19 protein-coding genes and 1 other RNA gene are annotated in these 21,630 nt (G+C 68.3%); 10 read left to right on the top strand and 10 right to left on the bottom strand.

The features are described from left to right. Positions 1–498 (bottom strand): biotin/lipoyl-binding protein (locus RTU05_RS10345; protein ID WP_312598006.1); only part of this gene is annotated, 498 nt, incomplete at its 3' end. A 138-nt stretch (positions 499–636) separates the two neighbouring features. On the opposite strand from RTU05_RS10345, the gene RTU05_RS10350 reads away from it, so the two are divergent. After that, positions 637–1,938, top strand: a complete 1,302-nt coding sequence (locus tag RTU05_RS10350) for an NAD(P)/FAD-dependent oxidoreductase (protein WP_312598008.1) — start codon at positions 637–639, stop codon at positions 1,936–1,938. 56 nt (positions 1,939–1,994) lie between these two features. Beyond that, positions 1,995–2,690 (top strand): endonuclease III, encoded by a 696-nt coding sequence (gene nth / locus RTU05_RS10355; protein ID WP_312598037.1) that lies wholly within the window; start codon positions 1,995–1,997, stop codon positions 2,688–2,690. Here the strand turns inward: nth and RTU05_RS10360 are convergent. Continuing rightward, positions 2,656–3,144: a MarR family transcriptional regulator gene (locus RTU05_RS10360; protein WP_312598010.1), complete on the bottom strand. Its 489-nt coding sequence runs from the start codon at positions 3,142–3,144 to the stop codon at positions 2,656–2,658. The genes nth and RTU05_RS10360 overlap by 35 nt on opposite strands. A gap of 163 nt (positions 3,145–3,307) precedes the next feature. On the opposite strand from RTU05_RS10360, the gene RTU05_RS10365 reads away from it, so the two are divergent. Continuing rightward, a complete protein-coding gene (locus RTU05_RS10365; RefSeq protein ID WP_312598012.1) occupies positions 3,308–4,798 on the top strand; it encodes a methyl-accepting chemotaxis protein in 1,491 nt (496 codons plus the stop codon). Between the two features lie 23 nt (positions 4,799–4,821). On the opposite strand, the gene RTU05_RS10370 is transcribed toward RTU05_RS10365, so the two are convergent. After that, the gene (locus tag RTU05_RS10370) at positions 4,822–5,694 is read right to left on the bottom strand and encodes a transporter (protein ID WP_312598014.1); all 873 of its coding nucleotides are present in this window, start codon (positions 5,692–5,694) and stop codon (positions 4,822–4,824) included. A gap of 92 nt (positions 5,695–5,786) precedes the next feature. On the opposite strand from RTU05_RS10370, the gene RTU05_RS10375 reads away from it, so the two are divergent. Further along, positions 5,787–6,803: an adenosine kinase gene (locus RTU05_RS10375; RefSeq protein ID WP_312598016.1), complete on the top strand. Its 1,017-nt coding sequence runs from the start codon at positions 5,787–5,789 to the stop codon at positions 6,801–6,803. Between the two features lie 159 nt (positions 6,804–6,962). Here RTU05_RS10375 and RTU05_RS10380 read toward each other — a convergent pair whose 3' ends face one another. Then, positions 6,963–8,084 carry an aromatic ring-hydroxylating dioxygenase subunit alpha gene (locus tag RTU05_RS10380; RefSeq protein ID WP_312598018.1) on the bottom strand — a complete coding sequence of 374 codons (1,122 nt, stop codon included), beginning with the start codon at positions 8,082–8,084 and terminating at the stop codon, positions 6,963–6,965. 155 nt (positions 8,085–8,239) lie between these two features. Here RTU05_RS10380 and RTU05_RS10385 point away from each other — a divergent pair, with 155 nt between their 5' ends. Together RTU05_RS10385 and RTU05_RS10390 are read left to right on the top strand one after the other, a co-directional pair. Continuing rightward, positions 8,240–9,184, top strand: coding sequence for an alpha/beta hydrolase (locus tag RTU05_RS10385; protein WP_312598020.1), 945 nt, complete (start codon positions 8,240–8,242; stop codon positions 9,182–9,184). A gap of 168 nt (positions 9,185–9,352) precedes the next feature. Then, on the top strand, positions 9,353–11,461 hold the full coding sequence (locus RTU05_RS10390) for a PBP1A family penicillin-binding protein (RefSeq protein WP_312598021.1): 2,109 nt from the start codon (positions 9,353–9,355) through the stop codon (positions 11,459–11,461). An 82-nt stretch (positions 11,462–11,543) separates the two neighbouring features. Here the strand turns inward: RTU05_RS10390 and RTU05_RS10395 are convergent, their stop codons facing one another. The 4 genes from RTU05_RS10395 to RTU05_RS10410 all read right to left on the bottom strand — a co-directional run bounded on the left by RTU05_RS10395 (position 11,544) and on the right by RTU05_RS10410 (position 14,859). Further along, positions 11,544–11,921: a lysozyme inhibitor LprI family protein gene (locus RTU05_RS10395; protein WP_292023173.1), complete on the bottom strand. Its 378-nt coding sequence runs from the start codon at positions 11,919–11,921 to the stop codon at positions 11,544–11,546. An 85-nt stretch (positions 11,922–12,006) separates the two neighbouring features. Continuing rightward, a complete protein-coding gene (locus tag RTU05_RS10400; RefSeq protein WP_312598023.1) occupies positions 12,007–12,735 on the bottom strand; it encodes a SprT family zinc-dependent metalloprotease in 729 nt (242 codons plus the stop codon). Beyond that, positions 12,701–13,981, bottom strand: a complete 1,281-nt coding sequence (locus RTU05_RS10405; protein WP_312598025.1) for a polyhydroxyalkanoate depolymerase — start codon at positions 13,979–13,981, stop codon at positions 12,701–12,703. Before RTU05_RS10405 ends, RTU05_RS10400 begins: the two co-directional genes overlap by 35 nt. 254 nt (positions 13,982–14,235) lie before the next feature. Then, entirely contained in the window at positions 14,236–14,859 is a 624-nt protein-coding gene (locus RTU05_RS10410; protein WP_312598027.1) for an SCO family protein, read from the bottom strand. Positions 14,860–14,903: 44 nt separating this feature from the next. On the opposite strand from RTU05_RS10410, the gene RTU05_RS10415 reads away from it, so the two are divergent. The 3 genes from RTU05_RS10415 to RTU05_RS10425 all read left to right on the top strand — a co-directional run bounded on the left by RTU05_RS10415 (position 14,904) and on the right by RTU05_RS10425 (position 17,841). Further along, positions 14,904–16,385, top strand: coding sequence for an ActS/PrrB/RegB family redox-sensitive histidine kinase (locus RTU05_RS10415; protein WP_312598029.1), 1,482 nt, complete (start codon positions 14,904–14,906; stop codon positions 16,383–16,385). A gap of 90 nt (positions 16,386–16,475) precedes the next feature. Next, positions 16,476–17,030, top strand: a complete 555-nt coding sequence (locus RTU05_RS10420) for an ActR/PrrA/RegA family redox response regulator transcription factor (RefSeq protein WP_248119338.1) — start codon at positions 16,476–16,478, stop codon at positions 17,028–17,030. Positions 17,031–17,106: 76 nt separating this feature from the next. After that, on the top strand, positions 17,107–17,841 hold the full coding sequence (locus RTU05_RS10425) for a DUF3800 domain-containing protein (RefSeq protein WP_312598031.1): 735 nt from the start codon (positions 17,107–17,109) through the stop codon (positions 17,839–17,841). A 121-nt stretch (positions 17,842–17,962) separates the two neighbouring features. Here the strand turns inward: RTU05_RS10425 and RTU05_RS10430 are convergent, their stop codons facing one another. Beyond that, positions 17,963–19,786: a DNA polymerase III subunit gamma/tau gene (locus RTU05_RS10430; protein ID WP_312598033.1), complete on the bottom strand. Its 1,824-nt coding sequence runs from the start codon at positions 19,784–19,786 to the stop codon at positions 17,963–17,965. Positions 19,787–20,049: 263 nt separating this feature from the next. Further along, positions 20,050–20,143, bottom strand: an RNA gene (ffs, locus tag RTU05_RS10435) — signal recognition particle sRNA small type. A 48-nt stretch (positions 20,144–20,191) separates the two neighbouring features. Between ffs and nudC the strand changes: the two genes are divergently transcribed. After that, a complete protein-coding gene (nudC, locus tag RTU05_RS10440; RefSeq protein ID WP_312598035.1) occupies positions 20,192–21,112 on the top strand; it encodes an NAD(+) diphosphatase in 921 nt (306 codons plus the stop codon). Positions 21,113–21,630: the final 518 nt, after the last annotated feature.

The raw sequence follows: 21,630 nt of genomic DNA on the forward strand, positions 1-21,630 counted from the left end.
GCTGGCGGCGGCGGTGGCGGCCGAGGCGCGCTCGGTCTGGATGCGCTGCTGCGAGACCCAGCCCTGTTCGGCCAGCTTGCCGTAGCGATCGACCTCGGCGCGGGCCAGGCCGGCCTGGGCGTGGGCCTGGCTGACGGCGGCGGCGCGGGCGGCGATGGTGGCCTGTTCCTGTTCGGCCTGGGCGTCGACATGACCCACGGCGGCGATGGCGGCGGCCAGATTGGCCTCGGCCTGGGCCAGCTGGGCCTTCTGGTCGGAATCGTCCAGCTTGACCAGGATCTGACCGGCCTCGACCCGCTGGTTGTCGCCGACCAGAACCTCGGTCACGCGCCCCGAAAGCTGCGGACTGACCACGGTGGTGTCGGCCTGAACGAAGGCGTTGTCGGTGCTCTCCCACCGCTGGCCGTTCAGCCACCAGATGGTCCCGCCGACGATCAGGGCCAGGACGACGATCCCCGCCGCGATCAGCGGCAGACGTTTCTTGAGTTCAGGCGACATGGCGTGTTCCGGGGGAGGGGGTGCGACCGATTGAAGCGGCGCTAAAATGGACTTCGCCGTCCAGAAATCAATGACCCTGGATACGAATGTTTTGCGTCCTGTCCGGGCGGGTCCGATTTCGTGTATCTGTCGCGATGCATGACCGACTTCGCCAAGGCTTCGAATCCACTTCCGTCCCAGGTGGACGTGGTCGTTGTGGGGGCCGGCGCGGCGGGGATCGCGGCGGCGCGGCGCCTGATGCGGCCCGGGCTTTCGCTCTTGGTTCTGGAGGCGCGGGGCCGGATCGGCGGGCGCGCCTTCACCCAGCGGATCGAGGGCGAGGGCCTGGATATGGGCTGCGGCTGGCTGCATTCGGCCGACGACAATGTTCTGGCGGACCGGGTGGAGGCCGAGGGGTTGACCCTGGACCAGACCCCGCCGCCCTGGCGCAGCCAGGCCTTCGACCACGAGATGTCGTCGGCCGACCAGGCGGCCTTCGGCGAAGCCTTCGCCGCCTTCGACCGGCGCGTCGCCGAGGCGGCGACGCGGGGCGAGGACCGTCCCGCTTCCGACTTCTTCGATCCCGACAGCCGCTGGAACGCCCATATGGACGCCATATCCGGCGCCCTGAACGGCGCGCGCTTCGCCGAGGTCTCCAGCCTGGACTACGACGCCTATGGAGACACGGGCGTGAACTGGCGGGTGCGCGAGGGATACGGCCGGCTGATCGCGCGCTTGGGCCAGGCGGCGGCCCCGGTCACGGCGACCGACTGCGCCGTGCGCCGCATCGACCGCTCCGGCCCCCTGCTGCGGCTGGAGACCAGCCGGGGCGAACTGACCGCGCGGATCGCCATCCTGACCACGCCGAACAGCCTGATCGCCAACGAGACCGTCCGCATCGACCCGCCGGTTCCGGCCTTGCTGGAGGCGACGGCTGGCGTGCCGCTGGGCCTGGCGTCCAAGGTGCATATGACGGTGCGCGGCGCGGCCGATTTTCAGCCCGACACCCAGCTGTGGACCCGCACCGACACGGCCCAGACCGGCGGCTATCACCTGCGGCCGTTCGGGCGGCCGATGATCGAGGCCTATTTCGGCGCCGACCTGGCCTGGGGGCTGGAGGCGGAAGGCCCGGCGGCCCTGGCGGATTTCGCGGTCGCCGAACTGGTCTCGGCCCTGGGGTCGGACATGCGCCGACGGCTTCAGGCGGTCGCCGTCAGCGGCTGGGGCGCCGATCCCTGGTCGCAGGGCGCCTATTCCCACGCCCTGCCCGGCCATGCGGCGGATCGGGCCAGGCTGCGCGTCCCGGTCGAGGACCGCCTCTTCCTGGCGGGCGAAGCGACCGCCCCGGTCTATTACGGCACGGCCCACGGCGCCTGGATGGAGGGCGAACGTGCGGCCGACGCCGCCCTGTCCGCCCTGGGCGTCCCGCCCGACCGCCGCGCGGAAGAGGCCGCGTCGTGAAAACTGTCAAACCCCGAAAACCGGCCGCCAAGCCGAGCGCCAAACGCCCTGCGGTCATGACGGGCGCCCCCATCCCCGTTCTGCGCTGGCCGCCCGACGAGGATCGGGTGGAGGCGATCTTCGAGCGTCTGTCCGGCGTCATGCCTGATCCCAAGACCGAGCTGAACTTCTCCAACCCCTATACGCTGGTGGTCGCCGTCGCCCTGTCGGCCCAGGCCACCGACGTCTCGGTCAACAAGGCGACCGACCGCCTGTTCCAGGTCGCCGACACGCCCGAAAAGATGCTGGCCCTGGGCGAGGAGGGGCTGATCCCCTACATCGCCTCCATCGGCCTTTATCGCGGCAAGGCCAGGAACGTCATCGCGCTGAGCCGCATCGTGCTGGAGCAGCACGGCGGGCAGGTCCCCCTGAACCGCGCCGAGCTTCAGGCCCTGCCCGGCGTGGGACGAAAGACGGCCTCGGTGGTGCTGAACGAACTGGGGATCGAGGCGGCCATCGCGGTCGACACCCACGTCTTTCGCGTCTCGCACCGGCTGGGTCTGGCCAATGCGGGAACGCCCGACAAGGTGGAGGCCCAGCTGTTCAAGGTCGTGCCGCAAGACTGGCTGCCCAAGGCGCACCACTGGCTGATCCTGCACGGCCGCTACACCTGCACGGCGCGAAAGCCCAAATGCCTGTCCTGCCTGATCGCCGACCTGTGTCCGTCGCGGGCGGGGCTTATGGCGTCGGGGGAAGCCGCTGCGCCGCCCTGAAGGCGTCCGGCCCTTTCGCCAGCCTGTCGGACAGGGCGTTCAGCACCCGCAGGGCGGCGGCCATGTCGGCCTCCGACACGTCCTGGAACATCCGCTGGCGCATCGCCGAGGCGTGGACCTCGAAGTCCTTCACGGCCTGATGGCCGGCCGGCTCCATCTCGATCAACCACGAGCGTCCGTCGCCCACCATGCGGCGACGGCTGACCATGCCGTCGCGCTCCAGCCGCTGGACCAGCCGCGTCAAGGAGGCGCCCGACAGCTCCATCCGTTCGCACAGTTCCGACAGCGTCAGACCCTTGGGATGGTCCGCCAGGAAATAGAGCACGATGGTCGGCGCGCCGGTGTGGCCATGATCGCGGAACAGGTCGGCGACCCGCATCTTCCAGCGTTTCGCCGTGATCATGACCTGCATGGCGACCTGCAGCTGCAGCGTCTCTCGCGCGATGGCCGACAAGCCGGACCTCTTTGAAAACCGAGGACAAACAGCAGACTTACAAGGAGTGCGCGAAGCAGGGCCCGTCAAGGTTGAGCCTTAGCTTGCTAACCAAGCCCGCACGGCTTCTAAACCTCCGCCGTGCGATTCCCGTTCCTGCTTTTTTGTCTTGAAAGTCCTGAACATGCGCCTGTTTCGAAACCGCGACGAGGATATCGCCGTCGCCGAACTGCGCAGCATGGTCGCCGCGATCGATCGCTCGCAGGCGGTGATCCAGTTCGATCTGGACGGCACGGTCCGTGAGGCGAACGCCAACTTCCTCTCCGTCCTGGGCTATGCGCTGGACGAGATCGTCGGCCGCCATCACCGGATGTTCGTCGATCCCGCAGAGGTCGACAGCCCGGCCTACGCCGACTTCTGGCGACGGCTGAACGCGGGCGAGTTCGTCAGCGACAAGTTCGTCCGCTATGGCCGAGACGGTCGCCGCGTCGTGATCGAGGCCAGCTACAACCCCGTCTTCGACGCGACGGGGCGCGTCTACAAGGTGGTCAAGTTCGCCATCGACGTGACCGCCGTGGAGGAGGAGCGCGAGCGGCGTCTGGCGGCGGAACACCAGGCGGCGGCCATCCAGACCGCCGTGGTTCAGGGCACGGCGCGCGGCCTTTCGGCCATGGCCGCCGGCGACCTGGCCTATCGGATCGAAGAGGAGTTTCCGGGCGACTACGCCGCCCTGCGCGACAACTTCAATGCGGCCATGGCGGCGCTGGACGAGGCGGTCGGGGTGATCGGCGTCAACGCCGTGGCCATGCAGTCCGGCGCCCATGAGATCAGCAGCGCCGCCGACGACCTGTCGCGCCGCACCGAACGCCAGGCCGCCAGTCTGGAAGAGACGGCCGCCGCCCTGGATCAGATCACCGCCACGGTGCGCAGGACCGCCGAGAACGCCCAGGCGGCGGACAGCGTCGTCGGCCAGGGCCGCAGCCAGGCCGAGGTCGGCGCCACGGTGGTTCGGCGCGCCGTCGCCGCCATGGGCGAGATCGAACACTCCTCGGGCCAGATCAACCAGATCATCGGGGTGATCGACGAGATCGCCTTCCAGACCAACCTCCTGGCCCTGAACGCCGGAGTCGAGGCCGCGCGCGCCGGCGAGGCGGGGCGCGGCTTCGCCGTCGTGGCCTCCGAAGTCCGCGCCCTGGCCCAGCGTTCGGCCGAGGCCGCCAAGGAGATCAAGACCCTGATCTCGTCCAGCGCCGGCCATGTGAAACAGGGCGTGGACCTGGTGCGCCAGTCAGGCGAGGTGCTGACCGGCATCGCCGACCGGATCGCCGAGATCACCACCCTGATGGCCGAAGTCCGCGCCTCCACCCAGGAGCAGTCGGTCGGCCTGGCCGAGGTCAACACCGCCGTCAACGAGATGGACCAGGTCACTCAGCAGAACGCCGCCATGGTCGAACAATCGACAGCCGCCAGCCTCAATCTGACGCGAGAAGCGGCCGAACTGGCGGCCCTGGTCGGCCGCTTCATCGTCAGCGCCGGCCCCGGCGCGGCCCCGGCGCACCCGTCCCCAACGCACCCGTCCCCGGTGCATCAGGCCCGGGCGCGCATCGAAACCTTCGCGCGCGACCAAACCGCCCCGACGCGGCCCCGTCTGGTCGCGGGCGGCGGCGAATGGTAGGCTTTCTGACCGGGGCCGCTCGCTCAGCCGCCCAATCGTCGGCCCACGACGGCGGCGAAGCCCGCGCCATTCGCCGGGTCGTGGTCCAGATAGAAGTCCGGCTCGATCAGTTCGGCCTCCATCAGCACCCAGCGGCCCGCGTCGTCGCGGGCCAGGTCGATGCGGGCGTAGAGCAGCGGCTCGTCGATGGCCGCCAGCACCTGCTGCGCCAGAGCCATGGCCTCGGCGTCGGGCGTCACGGTCCGATAGAAGCCGCCGAATTGCATCTGGATGCGGAAATCGCCCGGCACGGGGCGTTTGTTGACCGCATGGCTGAACCGTCCGCCGAAGAACAGCAGCGAGGTTTCGCCTTCGGTCTCGATGGATTTCAGATAGGGCTGGATGATCGCCGGGCCTTCCGGCGCCTCGATCAGCGCTTCACCCGGCGTCAAGCGCAAAGTGCGAAAGGCGCCCGCCGACACCGTCGGCTTGACGATCAGAACCGGCGCGCCGGTTTCCGCAAAGGCGGCGTCCACCTGGGTCTGGGTCACCGCGTCGGTCCAGCGCGTCGGCGGGATCGGCACGCCCTTGTCCGCCAGCCACCGCAGATAGGACTTGTCCGAGTTCCAGCGCAGCACCTCGGCCGGATTGTCCATCGGCAGGCCCGCGCGGGTCCAGGTTTCGCACCCCGCCAGCCAGCGGCCGTGATCGCGATGATAGCCCCAGGCGATGACCGGCAGGATCAGATCGTGGTCCGCCAGGCCCGCGGCGTCGTCCACATGATCGGTCCAGGGCGTTGCGACCACCTGGGCGCCGGTGCTCTCCAGCGTCGCCTTAAGCCGCGCCAGCACCTCGGGCCAGCGCCCGATGTAGGAGCGGTCGGACGGATCGGGGGTCAGCACGGCGATCTGGGTCATGCGCTCCTCATACCGAAGCAGGAAAGGGCATATAAGGGGTTCCTTATATGATTTCGGGTGACGCGCGGTCTTCCAGCGGCTAAGGCGCGGTCATGACCCAGAACACTGCCCAATACGATGTCTGCGCCGTCGGCAACGCCATCGTCGACGTCCTCAGCCCCTGCGACGCCGCCTTCCTGGCCGCCCAGGACCTGGCGCCCAATTCGATGCAACTGGTCGACGCCGAGCGCAGCGCCGCCCTGTACGACGCCATGGCGCCGGGCGTGGAGGCTTCGGGCGGATCGGCCGGCAACACGGTCGCGGGCGTCGGTTCTTTCGGCGGCCGCGCGGCCTATATCGGCAAGGTCGCCGACGACACCTTGGGCCAGGTCTTCACCCATGACATCCGCGCCGCCGGCGTCCATTTCGACACCCCGGTCCTGAAGGGCGGCGCCGACCAGGGCTTCGGCACCGGCCGCTGTCTGATCAACGTCCTGTCGGACGGGGCGCGCACCATGGCGACCTTCCTGGGCGCCGCGAACCAGCTGTATGCCGACGACATCGACGAGGCCCTGATCGCATCCAGCCAGATCGTCTATCTGGAAGGCTATCTTTTCGACCCGGCCCCCGCCCGCGCCGCCTTCGAACGCGCCGCCGCCGCCGCCCATACCGCGGGCCGCAAGGTCGCCATCACCCTTTCGGACACCTTCGTCGTCGCCCGCTGGCGCGCCGAACTGCTGGACTTCATCACCCAGTCCGCCGACATCGTCCTGGCCAACGAGGCCGAACTGGGCGCCCTGTTCGAAACCGAGGACTTCGACGCCGCCGCCGCGCAACTGGCCGCCATCGTCGAGATCGCCGCCGTCACGCGCGGCGAACACGGCTCGGTCGTGATCAAGGGCGACGAACGCATCGCCGTCGCGGCCTATCCGGTCGCCAAGGTCATCGACACCACCGGCGCCGGCGACCAGTACGCCGCCGGCTTCCTGCTGGGCGTCGCGCGCGACCTGCCGTTGGAAGACGCCGCAAAGCTGGGCTCCCTCGCCGCCTCCGAAGTCATCGCCCACTGGGGCCCGCGCCCGATGGTGAAACTGTCCGATCTGGCCAAAGAGAACGGGCTGAAGATCTAAGACGCTCAGTCTCCTCCCCATTTCATGGGGAGGTGGCTCGGAGTGCAGCGGAGAGACGGAGGGGTTCTTACCGCATCGCCAGCGTCTGTGGGGCTTTAAAGAGCCCCTCCACCGCTACGCGGTCCCCCTCCCCATTGCATGGGGAGGAGACGGCCTCCCTCAGCTTTTCCACCTCAGCGTCACAGGCTGGATCGGGTTCACGAAGGCTCGGTCCTCCGCCCGGCTCCTGGCCCATTCGCGCTTCAGCTGCTGATACCATTTGGCCTGTTTGTCGGCGTCGTCGATCCAGATCAGGGCGGGGTCGTAGCGCAGGCCCTCGTTCTGCAGGTTCACCATCCCTCCGTCCTGTTTCAGGAAGGCGACCACGCCCATCCGCAGGAAGGGTTTGGCGATGTCGAACACCCAGTGGTCGGACCAGAAGATCTGGGTGATGCGGGTTTTGGTGTCCGTGATCGGGGTCAGGCAGGTCAGGGCCAGCACCTGTTTTTCACCCACCTGAATATGCTCCCAGCGATAGCCGGGCAGGCGGAAGGTGATCTCGGTCGCCGGCGCGCCGCCCAGGATCTTGTAGAGGCGGCTGTTCGACGAGGGGGCGTGGCGCACCATGGCCCAGCCGAACTCGGTCGGCGCGAAGGCCTTGGCCTTTTCGTGCATCGAATGCTCTGACCGCCACCACCATTGCTGGTGGACATAGGGGCCATGCGCGGGGTCCATCAGGCCGACGACCGCGTGGTCGATGTGGCTGTCGAAATCCATGGCCTCGACCAGCTTGGCCTCGCCGCCGACCACGCCGGGAAAGACGGGCGGTTCGTGGTCCGGCTCCATCGGATTGCGGGCGTCCGACGCCATCCAGACGAAGACGATCCCCTGGCTCTCGCGCACCGGATAGGACCGCACGCGGATGCGGTTCGCCTCGAACGCCTGATCCTCGACCAGGGACGGGATCGCGGCGCAGACCCCGTCGGGCCGGAAGCGCCAGCCGTGATAGGGGCATTCGACCGTCTCGCCCTCGCCCGGCTTGTCGACCAGCCGACCCGCCGACAGGGGCGCCGCGCGGTGGGGGCAGATGTCGCGCATCGCATAGACCTGGCCCGCCTTGGTGCGTCCGATCAGCACCGGCTCGCCCATGATCTCATGACGTTTCAGGCTGCCCGGCGCGACGTCGCGACCCAGGGCGACGAAATACCAGGCGTCGGTGACGAACCCCTTGCCGAAGGGCTGAGCGCCCGCCTTGGACGGGGCGGCTTCGGCGGAGGGCGACGGGGCGGGAGCGGCGGTCATCCGCGCTGTTTAACAGCGCAGCCGCCGTCGCCATAGAGGGGTGGGCCGGAGACGCGCGGGACGGTTTGTCCAGCCGACGTCTTTCCCTCTGCGGCCGGACGCGATTAAGTCTTCGCCGAAGAACGCCGCTCATGGCGTCGAAGGGACGTTTCGCCATGCTTCGCATCCTCGCCATCGCCGCCGCCATCCTGGGCGCACCCGTGGCGGCCTCGGCCCAGGACGGGCACGCCGCGCATGCCGGTCCTGGCGCCGCGGCGTTTCAGTCCGACCGCATTCAGGTGCGCGTCGACGGCGACACGAACGGCCGCGACATCATCCTGATCCCCGGTCTCAGCTCCTCGCCCGAAATCTGGCAGGGGACGGTCGATCATCTGGCGGCGCAAAACGGCGCGGGCTGGCGCATCCACCGCATCCAGATCGACGGCTTCGCCGGGGCGCCCGCCGCCGGCAACGCCCAGACGGGCGCGACCCCGACCCCCGTCGCGGCCCCGGTCGCCGAGGAGATCGCCCGCTACATCCGCGAACAGGGGCTGACCCAGCCGGTCGTGGTGGGCCATTCCATGGGCGGGACCATCGGCCTGATGCTGGCGGCGCGCCACCCGGATCAGGTGGGGCGGCTGATGGTGGTGGACATGATCCCCTTCATGGGGGCGATGTTCGCAGGCCCCGGCGCGACGGCCGAGACGGTCGCCCCCGTCGCCGACCAGATCTGGGCCGCCCAGGCCAACAGCCCGCGCGACGCCTATGTCGCCCAGGCCACGACCTCCATCACCGGCATGATCAATACCGAAAGCCGCCGCGAACTGGCGCTGCAGAACATGCGCGACAGCGACCAGAAGGTCTCGGCCGCCGCCTTCCGCGAGCTGGTCGCCACCGACCTTCGCCCCGAACTGGCCCGGATTACCGCCCCGACCGAGGTGCTCTACGTCAAGTTCAACGACGCGCGCATGACGCCGGAAATCACCGACGCCATCTATCAGGCGTCCTACGCCGGCCTGCCGGGCGCGACGCTGAAGCGGATCGACGACAGCGCCCACTTCATCATGTTCGACCAGCCCCAGGCCTTCTACAGCGCGCTGGACGCCTTCCTGGCGCAATAATCCATCCGGAAGCCTGTCGGCGTGGGTTTCTGGACGCCATTCTTTCGGCGAAATAGCCGCTCACGGTTGCGTGATATGGGCGGGGGCGTTTCGGCGGCGGCGCTTAGACGATATGAGAACGGCTTAGGCGAACCGCGTCGCTTCCGGCGCGGCATCTGAAGGACGGACATGGCGGGACCAGTGAACGCGGGCGGACCACAGGCCCAGGGAAAACCCCGCCGGTCCGGGCTGCAACGGCTGCTGTATTGGAGCGCGGTTCTGGCGGTCTGGGGGCTGATCTTCCTGGTCGTCTTCTTCGCCGTCTTCGCGCGCGGCCTGCCCGACACTTCCAGCCTGTACAATGTCGATCGCCAGCCCTCGATCACCTATCTGGATCGCAACGGCGCCCTGATCGCGACACGGGGCACCCAGATGGCGCCGCCCGCCGATCTGGACGCCCTGCCGGACTATGTGCCGGCGGCCTTCATCGCCATCGAGGACCGGCGCTTCTATCACCACCCCGGTTTCGACCCCATCGGCATGATGCGGGCCATGGCCACCAATGTCCGGGCCGGGCGGGTGGTTCAGGGCGGTTCGACCCTGACGCAGCAGCTGGCCAAGAACCTGTTCCTGACGCCCGACCAGAACCTGCGCCGCAAGGTGCAGGAGCTGATGCTGGCGGTCTGGCTGGAGATGAAATTCTCCAAGAAGGAGATCCTGGCCCTCTATCTGAACCGGGTCTATTTCGGCGCCGGCGCCTATGGGATCGAGGCGGCGTCGCAGCGCTATTTCGACAAGTCGGCCAAGGATCTGACCGTCGGAGAGGCCGCGCTTCTGGCGGGCCTGCTGAAAGCCCCCTCGCGCTATTCACCGGTGTCCGAGAGCGAGCGCGCCGCCGCCCGCGCCACCGTCGTCCTGAACGAGATGGAGGAGGCCGGCGTCATCACCGCCGCCCAGCGCGAACAGGCCGTGACCCAGCCGGTCATCGTCTCGCGCACCTTGGCGACCCAGCACGCCCAGTATTTCATCGACTGGCTGGACAAGTCGATCCGCGGCCTGGTCGGCGAACCGACCGAGGACATGGTGGTCGAGACCACCCTGGACCTGACCTTGCAGACGGCGGCCGAACGGTCGGTGCGCCGCATCCTGGACCGCGACGGCGCCAAGGGCGTGCAGCAGGCGGCCCTGGTCGCCCTGGACGGCGACGGCCGGGTGCGGGCCATGATCGGCGGCGCCTCCTACGCCGACAGTCAGTTCAACCGCGCCGTGGACGCGCGGCGTCAGGCCGGTTCGTCGTGGAAGCCCTTCGTCTATCTGGCGGCCATGGAGGCGGGCTTCACGCCCCAGACCCCGGTGGTCGATCAGCCGATCACCATCGGCAATTGGTCGCCCCGCAACTATTCCGGAACCTTCAGCGGTCCGATGACCATCGCCCAGGCCGTGGCCCAGTCGACCAATACGGTGGCGGCCTCGGTCGCCGATCAGGTGGGGCGCGACAGCGTGGCCCGCGCCGCGCGCCGGCTGGGCATCGAGAGCCGCATCGGCCTGGAGCCGGCCATGGCGCTGGGCGCCGTCGAGGTCTCGCCGCTGGAGATGGCCACCGCCTACGACGCCTTCGCCAACGGCGGTCGCCGGGTCGAGGCCTACGGCATCAGCCGCATCCGCACGCCCCAGGGCCGCGTCATCTATCAGCGCGACAGCGGCCAGAGCGGCCAGGCCATCAACAATCCGCCGCTCTATTACATGAACCAGATGCTGCGGGGCGTGGTGACGGGCGGTTCGGGCCGGTCGGCGGCCATCGCCGGCCGCGATCTGGCGGGCAAGACCGGCACCACCTCGGACTACAAGGACGCCTGGTTCGTCGGCTACACCGGCGGCTTCGTCGCCGCCGTCTGGGTGGGCAAGGACGACAACACGGCGATGCGCGGCGTGACCGGCGGCTCGTCGCCCGCCGCCATCTGGAAGGGGTTCATGGAGGCGGCCCTGCCGCGCCTGAACGCCCCCGCCATCCCCAATGGTCCCGCCATGCCCGAGGGCTGGGTCGCGCCCGATCCGGTCGGCGACCTGATGAGCGGCCTGGATCAGGGCGGCGTCCTGGTCGATCCTGTCGATCCCAACCAGGGCGAACCCTATGTGGACCAGCCCGGCGCCGTCGTTCAGCCGATGCAACCCAAACAGCCCGCGCCCCAGCAGCCGACCAAGCCTTCCGGCCCGCCGCCCGGCTATCGCGATCCGCCGAACCAGCAGCCCGAGGGACGGCCTCAGCCCGAGCGCAAGGGCGACGCCCTGTTCTTCTGATCGCGCCGACCACGGCTGGACAAAAAGGAAGGGAGGCGGCCCTGCGGCCGCCTCCCTTTTTCACGTTCGGTCCATGCCGGCCTCAGCGCGGGCAGGACAGGTCGCCCTCCTGGCATTGGCTCAGGGTCCGCAACTGCTGGGTCCGCTCGGTCGTCAGGCGCGCCAGGCAGGTGGAATGCACCATCGGATAGGCGGACCCGCCCTGGACGCCCGACGCCTCGAACCGGCACTGCTGATCGCGGAAGCTGATCCAGGTGCGCTGGGCGTTGCGCAGCAGGGTGCGGCTGGGCGTGGACAGCCGGTTCATGGTGGCGGTGTATTGGGTGTTCAGACTGCGGTCGGCCCGCTGCAGATCCTGGGCGGCGTTGGCGTTCATCGTCGCCTGCGACTGGGCGCTGGCGGAAGAGGCGGCGGCGACGGCGAGGCCGAGGGCGACCGACAGCGTGATCATCGTTTTCATGGGGCGTTCCTGAGTGGATTGGCGGGCATGAAACGCGCCGGGTCGCAGGAGTTTCCGCCGCAAACGCAATCCGGCGACGTCTACCCTATCGCCCCACCGCGTGCAGCGCGCCGCCATGATCCTTCAGCCATTTGCGCCACGGCCTGTGATCCCCGACCAGCCGTTCGACCACCGACCAATAGGCCGGGCTGTGGTCGGCGTGGACCAGATGGGCGACCTCGTGGGCGGCCAGATAGTCGATCACAGGCGGCGGGGCCATGACGACCCGCCAGGAATAGCGGATGGTGCGGTTGTGCGGGCTGCACGAGCCCCAGCGCGACCGGGTGTCGGCGATGGACACCTTGACCGGCGCCTGGCCCAGCGTCCGCAGATGATGGTCGGTGCGTTCCAGCAGCATGTCGCGCGCCTCGCGTTTCAGCAGGTTCTCGACCCGGCGCGCATAGGCCTCGCCTTCGCCGCCCGAGCGGATGATCGTTCCCTCCTCGACCAGACGCGCGGCCCCGGCCCCCGGCGTCGCCTCCAGCCGAACGGGCCGCCCCCGCAGCGAAATCACCTGGCCCGGCTCCAGCGGCCGGCCCTTGGGCCGCACCGCCAGCCGTTCGCTGATCCAGACCGCCTTTGTGCGGGCGAAGGCCACGGCCTGGGTCAGGCCGCGCTCGCTGGGGGCGATCACCACCGCCTCGCCCGCCCGCGCGTCGATCCGCACCGACAGGCGTCGGGCGCGCGGATTGACGGATAATCTCAGGGTCGGGCCGGAACCTGGGTTCCCGCCCGCCTCGTCAAGCGGCAGCCGCTGACCGTTGCGGTACGCCACCGACAGCCTCGTTCTGGGCGATGAAATCGCGGACGCGGGGATAGATTTCGTCACGGAAGCGACGGCCGTTGAACACGCCGTAGTGGCCCACGCCCGGCTGGACATAGAGGACGCGCCGATCCTCGGGCACGTTCGGACACAGGCCATGCGCCGCCTGGGTCTGGCCGACGCCGGAGATGTCGTCCTTCTCGCCCTCGACCGTCATCAGGCCGATGTCGGTGATCTTGGTCAGATCGACCCTGCGCCCGCGATGCTCCAGCAGGCCCCGCGCCAGCAGATGCTGCTGGAAGACGATGTCGATGGTCTGGAGATAGAACTCCTCGGTCAGGTCCAGCACCGACAGATATTCGTCGTAGAATTCCTCGTGCTTCTCCACCCCATCGCCGTCCCCGGCGATCAGGCTGTTGAAATAGCTCCAGTGGGCGTCGCGGTGACGATCCTCGTTCATCGACATGAAGCTGTAGAGCTGGACGAAGCCCGGATAGACGCGCCGCCCGAACCCCGCATAGGGCAGGGGCACGGTGTGGATCATGTTCGACCTGAACCAGGTGAAGGGCTTTTCCTCGGCCAGCTGGTTCGTCACTGTCGGCGACAGGCGCGCATCGATGGGCGAGCCCATGAAGGTCATGGACAGGGGCCGGTTCTCGTCCTCGTCCTCGGCCATCACCGCGCCGGCGGCCAGAACCGGCGGGCCGGGCTGGCACACGCCGACGACGTGGGCGCGTCCCCCGATCTCGGCCAGCATCAGGCGGATGTGGTCGATATAGTCGAAGAAGTCGAACCGCCCCTCCAGCACCGGCACCTGGCGGGCGTTGATCCAGTCGGTGACATAGACGTCGTGGTCCTGAAGGAAGGCCTCGACCGTGCCGCGCAGCAGGGTGGCGTAGTGGCCCGACAGCGGCGCCACGATCAGGACGGCCGGACCGGCGGCGGGCTTCTTGGCCCGTTTCAGGTCGCCGATGTTGCGCGCGAAACGGACCAGGCGGCACCACGGGCTCTGCCAGATGACCTGTTCGGTGGTGCGAACCGTCTTTCCGCCGATCTCCAGCGTCTCCAGCCGCCACGCCGGCTTGCCGTAGCGCCGGGTCACGCTCTCGAACAGTTCGGCCGAGGCGTAGGCCGTGCGCCCGATGGCGGTGTCGGCCGCCGGGTTCAGCGGCGAGGTCCAGAAGCTGCGGGCCATCTGCGCCCCGATGCGGAAGGGCAGGGCCGACTGATAGGCGAGTTCGTGAAAGGCGTAGAGCATGACGATCCGTGACGGCTGAACGCCGTTTGTGCAGGGCAACATATAACGCCGCGCCCTGCAAAAGGATTATGAGGCTGCGGAACAGCCCTTAGTCGGCGGGATGGCTCCTTATCATTCGCCCGTCATCCTGGGCCTTGTGCCTAGGATCCATAGACTCGTGCGCGACCGTAAATCGACAGGCGCCGGCCGCCAAACCTTTTAGCACCGGGAGTCTGGATCCCAGGCACAAGGCCGAGGATGACGAGGAAAGCGGCCTATCCCCGCGCCATCGCATCCTCGATGATCCTGGTCGTCTTGTCCGGCCCCATCCCATAGGCGACGGCGGTGCGGAACCGACCGTCTGGTCCCATCAGATACACCGTCAGGGAGTGGTTCATCGTATAGGTCTCGCCCTCGCCGACCTTCTGATAGAAGGCGCGGTAAGCCTTGGCCGCTGTCGCCACCTGTTCGGGCGTGCCGGTCAGGCCGATGGTCCCCTTGGGAAAGCCGTCCGACGACAGATAGTCCTTCAGCATCTGCGGCGTGTCGCGCTGCGGGTCGATGCTGACGAAGACGATCTGCAGGTTGTCGGCCTTGTCGCCCAGCCGCTGCTGCACGGCGGCCAGTTCGGCCAGGGTCGTGGGGCAGAACTCGGGGCAATAGGTGAAGCCGAAGAAGACCAGGCTCCATTTGCCGTTCAGCATCGTCTGGTCGACCGTGCGGCCGTCCTGGTCGACCAACTGGAAGTCGCCGCCGATCAACGGCTGGCCGGTCGAGGTCGTCTCCGCGCCGTTCGCCGGCGCGCCGCGCCCGCTGACGACGACCACGGTGACGATGGCCAGCGCCGCCGCCACGGCGATGCAGGCGCCGGCGAACAGCAGGACGGAACGACGCGGCATGACGACCTCTCACGAAATGGTTCTGGTCGGTCTATAGAAGTCGCGTGACCTCGACAGAAGCCCGCATCGCGCCGCAGGGCGCGCCATCGCCCCATGCCCTGCCGTCCGATCCCCTGGACGGCTGGCGCGACGCGCCGCGACGGGGACGGGGGTTTTCGCTCAGAACCCTGATCGTGCTGCGCTGGCTGACCATCCTGGGCCAGAGCGCGGCGATCCTGACCGCGCATCAGGTGCTGCACTTCCCCCTGCCGCTGTGGCCCTGCCTGATCGTGATCGCCATCAGCGCGGCGGTGAACGTGGGGGCCATGGCGCGGGTGCGGCGGCTCGAGGCCAGCCTGCCCGACGGCCGCCAGACCGCGATCCACCTGGGCTTCGACATCTTTCAACTGGGCGTGCTGTTGGCCCTGACCGGCGGGCTGGAGAACCCCTTCTGCCTGTTGCTGGTCGCGCCCGTGACCATCGCGGCGGCGGCCCTGCCGGCGCGCCAGGCCCTGGTGCTGGGCGTGCTGGCCCTGGTGGCGGTCGGCATCCTGTTCTTCTGGTCCGAGCCGCTGCCGTGGCGCCCCTACGAGGATTTCCACCTGCCGCTGCTCTACCGGCTGGGCATGGCCATGGCCCTGGTGACGGGGGTGGTCTTCACCGCCGGCTACGCCTGGCGGGTGGCGGCCGATGCGGAAAAGCTGGAGTTGGCCCTGGCCACGACCCAGGACGTGCTGCAACGCGAACAGCGTCTGGCGGCGCTGGGCGGTCTGGCGGCGGCGGCGGCGCACGAACTGGGCACGCCCCTGGCCACCATCCAGGTCGTGGCCAAGGAGTTGCAGCGCGCCTCGGCCCCGGACAGCGACGCGGCCGAGGACGCCGCCCTGATCCTGCAACAGGCCGAACGCTGCCGGGGCATACTGACCCAGCTGTCGCAACAGCCCGAGGGCGACGACGCCCTCTATGCCGACGTGTCGCTCAAGGCCCTGCTGGAAGAGGTGGTGGAGCCGCACCGGGGCTTCGACCTGGCGTTCGACGTCCTGGTCAAGACCCCGCCCGGCCAGCCCGCCCCGCGCGTGCGCCGCCTGCCCGAGGTGATCCACGGCCTGTCCACCCTGGTCGAGAACGCCGCCGACTTCGCCGCCGCCACCGTGCGGGTCCAGGCCGTGGTCGACGCCGGCTGGATCGAGATCGACATTCTGGACGACGGGCCGGGCTTCTCCGGCGACATCCTGCCCCGCCTGGGCGAGCCCTATGTGACCAGCCGGCCCCAGGGCAAGGCGCGTCAGGCCCTGGCCGCCCAGATCGCCGCCGCCGCCCGGCCGTCCAAACGCCGCGCGACCGTGGACGCCCCCATCGCCCCCAGCCAGGGCGGCATGGGCCTGGGCTTCTTCATCGCCCGCACGCTTCTGGAACGCACCGGCGGATCGGTCAGCGTGGGCCAGGGCCTGCCTCAGCCGGGCGTCGCGCCCGAGACCAAGGTGATCCCGCGCGGCGCGCGCGTCGCCGTGCGCTGGGCCCGGCCCGCCCTGGAAGTCGCGGCGTGATCCCGCTGGGTCGAAGCGTCGCAGGCGGAACCTTGACCTTGACCCGCGCGCTACCGGTCCCGACTTGAAGGGGCAGGAGAAACCAAGACAATGTCCGAACTCGAAACCCGCATCGCCGCCCTACCCGACAAGTCCCTGTTGCTGCTGGACGACGACCAGGCCCTGCGCACCCGCATGGGACGGGCGCTGGAGGCGCGCGGCTTTCAGGTGACGACCGCCGAATCCGTCGCCGAGGCGACCCAGGCCCTGCGCGACAAGGCCCCCGCCTTCGCCGTCCTGGACATGCGGCTTGAGGACGGCAACGGGCTGAAGATCGTCGAGGCGGTTCGCGAAAAGCGCCAGGACGCCCGCATCGTCATGCTGACCGGCTACGGCGCCATCGCCACGGCGGTCGCGGCGGTCAAGGCCGGCGCCGTCGACTATCTGTCAAAGCCCGCCGACGCCGACGACGTGGTCAAGGCCCTGCTGGCCACCGGCGAAGCCCCCGAACCGCCCGAAAACCCCATGAGCGCCGACCGCGTCCGCTGGGAGCATATCCAGCGCGTCTATGAGCTGTGCGACCACAACGTCTCGGAAACCGCCCGCCGTCTGGGCATGCACCGCCGCACCCTGCAACGCATCCTGGCCAAACGCGCGCCGCGGTAGGGGCTGTTGCAGACGCACAAACGTCTGAGTTGTGTTTGTTCTGTTGACCCCCTTCCTTGGCTGGTCATCTTACGGCATGGCTTTTTCAGACTTTAGTGTGTTCGCCGACGAAAGTGGTTCGCCCGTTCTAGAAGGGCCGGACCCGACATTTCCGGTGTTCGTCCTGAGCTGCGTGCTCATTTCGAAGAAGGTTTATGCCGAACAGGTCGTGCCTCAACTTCAGAGGCTGAAGTTTGATTTCGTCGGCCACGATCAAATTGTTCTGCATGAGCGCGACATAAGGCGCCAGCAGAAGGCCTTCGCGTTTTTGCAAGCCAATCCAGCAGTTCGAGAAGCATTTCTGAATCGCATCAACGATATCGTCGAGGGCGCCGACATCGACGTCGTAACGGCCGTGATCGACAAGGTCCGGCTGGCGAAACGCTACTCAAAGCCCTGGAACCCCTACGAAATCGCCTTGAACTTTTGCATGGAAAAGCTGCTTGCCCGCCTCCGCGCGCTCGAACAGCAAGATCGGCTCATCCATGTCGTCTTCGAGGGCCGAGGAAAGAAGGAAGATGCAGAGCTGGAGCTCCATTTTCGACGCATTGCGGCCAACCAAGCGAACTGGGGTTACAAAAACCCGGACTTCAGCTTCCTGAACTGGGAGCCCGTCTTCGTCGACAAGAAGTGCAACTCGTCAGGGCTTCAACTAGCCGATTTGATGGCGCGCCCCATCGGGCTCAAGGCTCTTCGTCCGTTGCAGGCCAACAGGGCGTTCGATCTTCTGCAGCCGAAGTTGAAGGCCGACGGGCTGAAAGTCTTTCCCTGAAGCAGAAGGGCCCCCGGCGAACCGGGAGCCCTACGCCGACCGAGAAACCCCAGTCCATTTCGCGAACCAACATAGGCCTTATTGATTAAAAAGTCCACAACCGAAGCGCGCGTGGTGTTGCTTAATCCTCGTCGTCGTCCTCGGACGCATCGGGGATTTCGGGGGTGACGACGGCGGGGGCTATGGTGCGGATCTCGCCCAGCTTGGCGCCGGGGAAGGCCAGCATGACGGCCTGGACGAAGGGATTGGCCTCGACCTCGGCGCGTTCGGCGATGCGGGCCTTCTTCTGTTGTTCGATCAGGGTTTCGCCGCCGCCTTGGCCGTTGGCGGCGATCAGCCAGGTGCGGCCGGTCCATTCGCGCAGGCGGGCGGCCAGTTTGCGCGCCAGTTCGACCGGCGCACCCTGAACGCTCTCATAGACGATGGCGCCGGGCTTGAACGAGACCGGCTTGACGAACCGCTCCACGTCCATCTGCAGTCCGACCTCGCGCTTCTGTCCGATCAGGGCCACCACCTGTTCGAAGTTTTGCGGATCGGGCAGGGCCGGGGCCATGACCGGCCGCGCCGCCAGCTGCGCCGAGCTTCCGCCGCCGCCGCCTCCGCCGCCGCGCGGGGCCGAACCGCCGCCCATCGGTTCGCCCGACTGCAACCGCTTCAGCGCCTCTTCCGGTCCGGGCAGGTCGGCGGCGTAGGCCAGGCGCACGATGGCCATTTCCACCGCATCGGCCGGATTGGGCGCGCGCCGCACCTCGTCCAGCGCCTTCAGCAGCATCTGCCAGGTGCGGGACAGGGTCGCCGCCGGAATGGCCGCGCCCAGGGCCGCCAGCTTCTGCGCCTGATCATTGGGCAGGCGCGTCGCGTTCGGCCCCAGCATCTTGGCGACCGCGGCCGCATGGCAATGCTCCAAGAGGTCGTTGGTCACCTGCACCGGATCGGCGCCGAAGCCATACAGGGTGCGGAACGTCTCCAGCGCCTCGGGCGTGCGGCCCGCCATGACGCTTTCGAACAGGGCGATGGTCTGGGTCCGGTCGGCCAGCCCCAGCATGTCGCGCACCGTGTCGGTCTTGACCATCTGACCGCGCTCGGCCTGGACCAGCGCCTGATCCAGCAGCGACAGGCCGTCGCGCACCGACCCCTCGGCCGCGCGCGAGATCAGGGCCAGGGCGTCGGCCTCGATCTTCATGCTCTCGCGGTCGGCGATCCGGCCCAGGTGCTCGACCAGAATCTCCGGCTCGACCCGACGCAGGTCGAACCGCTGGCACCGGCTCAGGATGGTCACCGGCACCTTGCGGATCTCGGTCGTGGCGAAGATGAATTTGGCGTGGGGCGGCGGCTCCTCCAGCGTCTTCAGCAGGGCGTTGAACGCCTGCGTCGACAGCATGTGGACCTCGTCCAACACATAGACCTTGTAGCGCGCCTCGACGGGCGCATAGCGGACGCTTTCCAGGATGTCGCGGATGTCGTTGACGCCGGTGTGCGACGCCGCGTCCATCTCCATCACGTCCATGTGCTGACCGGCCATGATGGCCGCGTCGTGCCGCCCGTGCGCGGTCAGGGCCAGCGACGGCTTGTCGATGCTGTCGGTTTCGTTGTTAAGCGCGCGCGCCAACAGACGCGCGGTCGTGGTCTTGCCGACCCCCCGCACCCCGGTCAGCATGAAGGCGTGGGCGATCCGCCCGGTGGCGAAGGCGTTGGTCAGCGTCCGGACCATCGCCTCCTGCCCGATCAGATCCTCGAAGGTGCGCGGCCGATATTTGCGCGCCAGCACCTGATAGGCGGCGCCGTCGTCCGCAGGGGCCTCGACTTCGGCGGGGGCGGGCTTGGCCGCGACCGGCTCCGGCGTCGCGGCGGGCGCGCCGAACATGTCGTCGGTGTTCTCGTCGCGCTCCACGACCTCGTCCTCTTCCCAAGGCGGGCCGTCCATATTGGTGTCGCTGTCCGTCATGGCGACAGTCTTACAGCGGGTGAGGGGACGGAAGAAGCGATTCTCGGCAATGTCTCCTCCCTGCTTTGCGGGGAGGTGGCGCGGCGCGTCTTCGCGTCGTGACGGAGGGGTTCTTTACCGCGTCACAGGTGTCTGGGACTTGAAGAGCCCCTCCACCACGCTACGCGCGGTTCCCCTCCCCACAGGTGGGGAGGAGACGAAGCGCCGCAAACGCGCTCAAGCAGCGAGCGACCGCGTCGCGAGCGTTAGCGCAAAAAACAATGAAGGGTGGAGACCGCGACCCGAAGGGGAATTCGTTGTGGCTGCTGCCTTCCGGCCCTGACCAGATTGGCGAAGCCTTCGCCCGCGATCTCCGATTGGGGATATGACGGGTGCGACGGTCGGAATCAAGAGCTACAAGGACGCATGGCCCATCAGAACATCTTCGCCGGCAATCCGCTCGACCGGGCCGGCGATCTCAGGAACGACCCCGATTGGCTGGCCGAACAGGCGGACAAGCCCTACGCCCAGGCCCTGGTGCTATGGGAGGGGCGGCCGCTGATCGAGGAGACGGATCAGGGGCCGCGTCTGGTCTGGCTGTCGATGGAACACGCGCGCACCCTGGTGCGCGACCGCGAGGTCTTTCTGGGCCTGTGGAAGGACGAGCCGGTCTTCGCCATCGAGTTCGAGGGCTCCATCGACCCCGCCGACGGGCCGGTCGGGGGCCTGGGCGTGTTTCACGACATGCGCTCGGCGGCGGCCATCTTGCCGGCGTCGGATGCCGCCATGGCGGGCGGAGCCAAGAGCCTGTTCGACTGGCGGCGCAAACACGGGTTCTGCGCCAACTGCGGCGCCCTGTGCGAGACGGCCTCGGGCGGGTGGAAGCGGCGCTGCCCGGCCTGCGGGACCGAGCATTTCCCCCGCGTCGATCCGGTCACCATCATGCTGCCGATCTACACCGGCGGGGCCGAGCCGATCTGCCTGCTGGGGCGTCAGGCCGCCTGGCCGCAAGGCCGAATGTCGGCGCTGGCGGGCTTTCTGGAGCCCGGCGAATCCATTGAAGAAGCCTGCGCCCGAGAGGTGAAGGAGGAGGCGGGGCTGACCGTGGTCGCAGCGACCTACCACTCCAGCCAGCCCTGGCCGTTTCCGTCCCAGCTGATGATCGGCCTCTTGGCCCAGGTGTCCGACGATCAGGCCCGGCCGGACCAGACCGAGCTGGAATCGGTCGCCTGGCTGACCCGCGCCGAGGCCCGGGCGGTGCTGGCCGGCGACTACCCGACCATCAGCGCGCCCCCGCCCTTCGCCATCGCCCACAGCCTGATCCGGGCCTGGGTCGAGGAAAAATAGGCTTTGATCGTCTCCCTCCCCGTTCCGCGGAGGGTGGTCGCGCAGCGACCGGGTGGGGGCGGCCGAAGGGGGCGCACCTGCTGGATGGGGGCAGGTTGGGCCGTCGCTTCGCCGCCCCCGCCCGACCTCGCTCCGCTCGGCCACCCTCCCCCGCAGGGGGAGGGAGAAACACCGTCCCCAATCCTAATTTCGAAAAGGAATCCGCGCCGTTTCAAAGGCTTGCGGCCTCGCATCGACCATCTGCCATACAGGGGTTCGATCTCGCCTATAATCGCCGCCGGGTCTTTGACATCGTCGTGGCGCACCAAGATCGCCGACTTGGATAGTCCAAGTCGGTCGGCGAAAATTCGCCAGTAAGAACAATGGCCGAAAGCGGACGTTGGACTCGTTGGACTGTTTTTCCAGAGTCCAACAACCGCCGCTAAGGCTAATCGACATTCAACTTTAAATCGTCATTCCGGGGCGTCCGAAGGACGAACCCGGAACCCAGGGGGCGCGCATCCGGCGTCGGCTGCGTT

The sequence above is a fragment of the Brevundimonas sp. genome, assembly GCF_032017145.1.
Lineage (GTDB): Bacteria > Pseudomonadota > Alphaproteobacteria > Caulobacterales > Caulobacteraceae > Brevundimonas.

Excerpts from the sequence above, each read along its gene's own strand:
- RTU05_RS10350 (WP_312598008.1), top strand. The coding sequence starts at position 637 with ATGACCGACTTCGCCAAGGCTTCGAATCCACTTCCGTCCCAGGTGGAC.
- nth (WP_312598037.1), top strand. The coding sequence starts at position 1,995 with ATGACGGGCGCCCCCATCCCCGTTCTGCGCTGGCCGCCCGACGAGGAT.
- RTU05_RS10365 (WP_312598012.1), top strand. The coding sequence starts at position 3,308 with ATGCGCCTGTTTCGAAACCGCGACGAGGATATCGCCGTCGCCGAACTG.
- RTU05_RS10370 (WP_312598014.1), bottom strand. The coding sequence starts at position 5,694 with ATGACCCAGATCGCCGTGCTGACCCCCGATCCGTCCGACCGCTCCTAC.
- RTU05_RS10375 (WP_312598016.1), top strand. The coding sequence starts at position 5,787 with ATGACCCAGAACACTGCCCAATACGATGTCTGCGCCGTCGGCAACGCC.
- RTU05_RS10380 (WP_312598018.1), bottom strand. The coding sequence starts at position 8,084 with ATGACCGCCGCTCCCGCCCCGTCGCCCTCCGCCGAAGCCGCCCCGTCC.
- RTU05_RS10385 (WP_312598020.1), top strand. The coding sequence starts at position 8,240 with ATGCTTCGCATCCTCGCCATCGCCGCCGCCATCCTGGGCGCACCCGTG.
- RTU05_RS10390 (WP_312598021.1), top strand. The coding sequence starts at position 9,353 with ATGGCGGGACCAGTGAACGCGGGCGGACCACAGGCCCAGGGAAAACCC.
- RTU05_RS10395 (WP_292023173.1), bottom strand. The coding sequence starts at position 11,921 with ATGAAAACGATGATCACGCTGTCGGTCGCCCTCGGCCTCGCCGTCGCC.
- RTU05_RS10405 (WP_312598025.1), bottom strand. The coding sequence starts at position 13,981 with ATGCTCTACGCCTTTCACGAACTCGCCTATCAGTCGGCCCTGCCCTTC.
- RTU05_RS10410 (WP_312598027.1), bottom strand. The coding sequence starts at position 14,859 with ATGCCGCGTCGTTCCGTCCTGCTGTTCGCCGGCGCCTGCATCGCCGTG.
- RTU05_RS10420 (WP_248119338.1), top strand. The coding sequence starts at position 16,476 with ATGTCCGAACTCGAAACCCGCATCGCCGCCCTACCCGACAAGTCCCTG.
- RTU05_RS10425 (WP_312598031.1), top strand. The coding sequence starts at position 17,107 with ATGGCTTTTTCAGACTTTAGTGTGTTCGCCGACGAAAGTGGTTCGCCC.
- RTU05_RS10430 (WP_312598033.1), bottom strand. The coding sequence starts at position 19,786 with ATGACGGACAGCGACACCAATATGGACGGCCCGCCTTGGGAAGAGGAC.
- nudC (WP_312598035.1), top strand. The coding sequence starts at position 20,192 with ATGGCCCATCAGAACATCTTCGCCGGCAATCCGCTCGACCGGGCCGGC.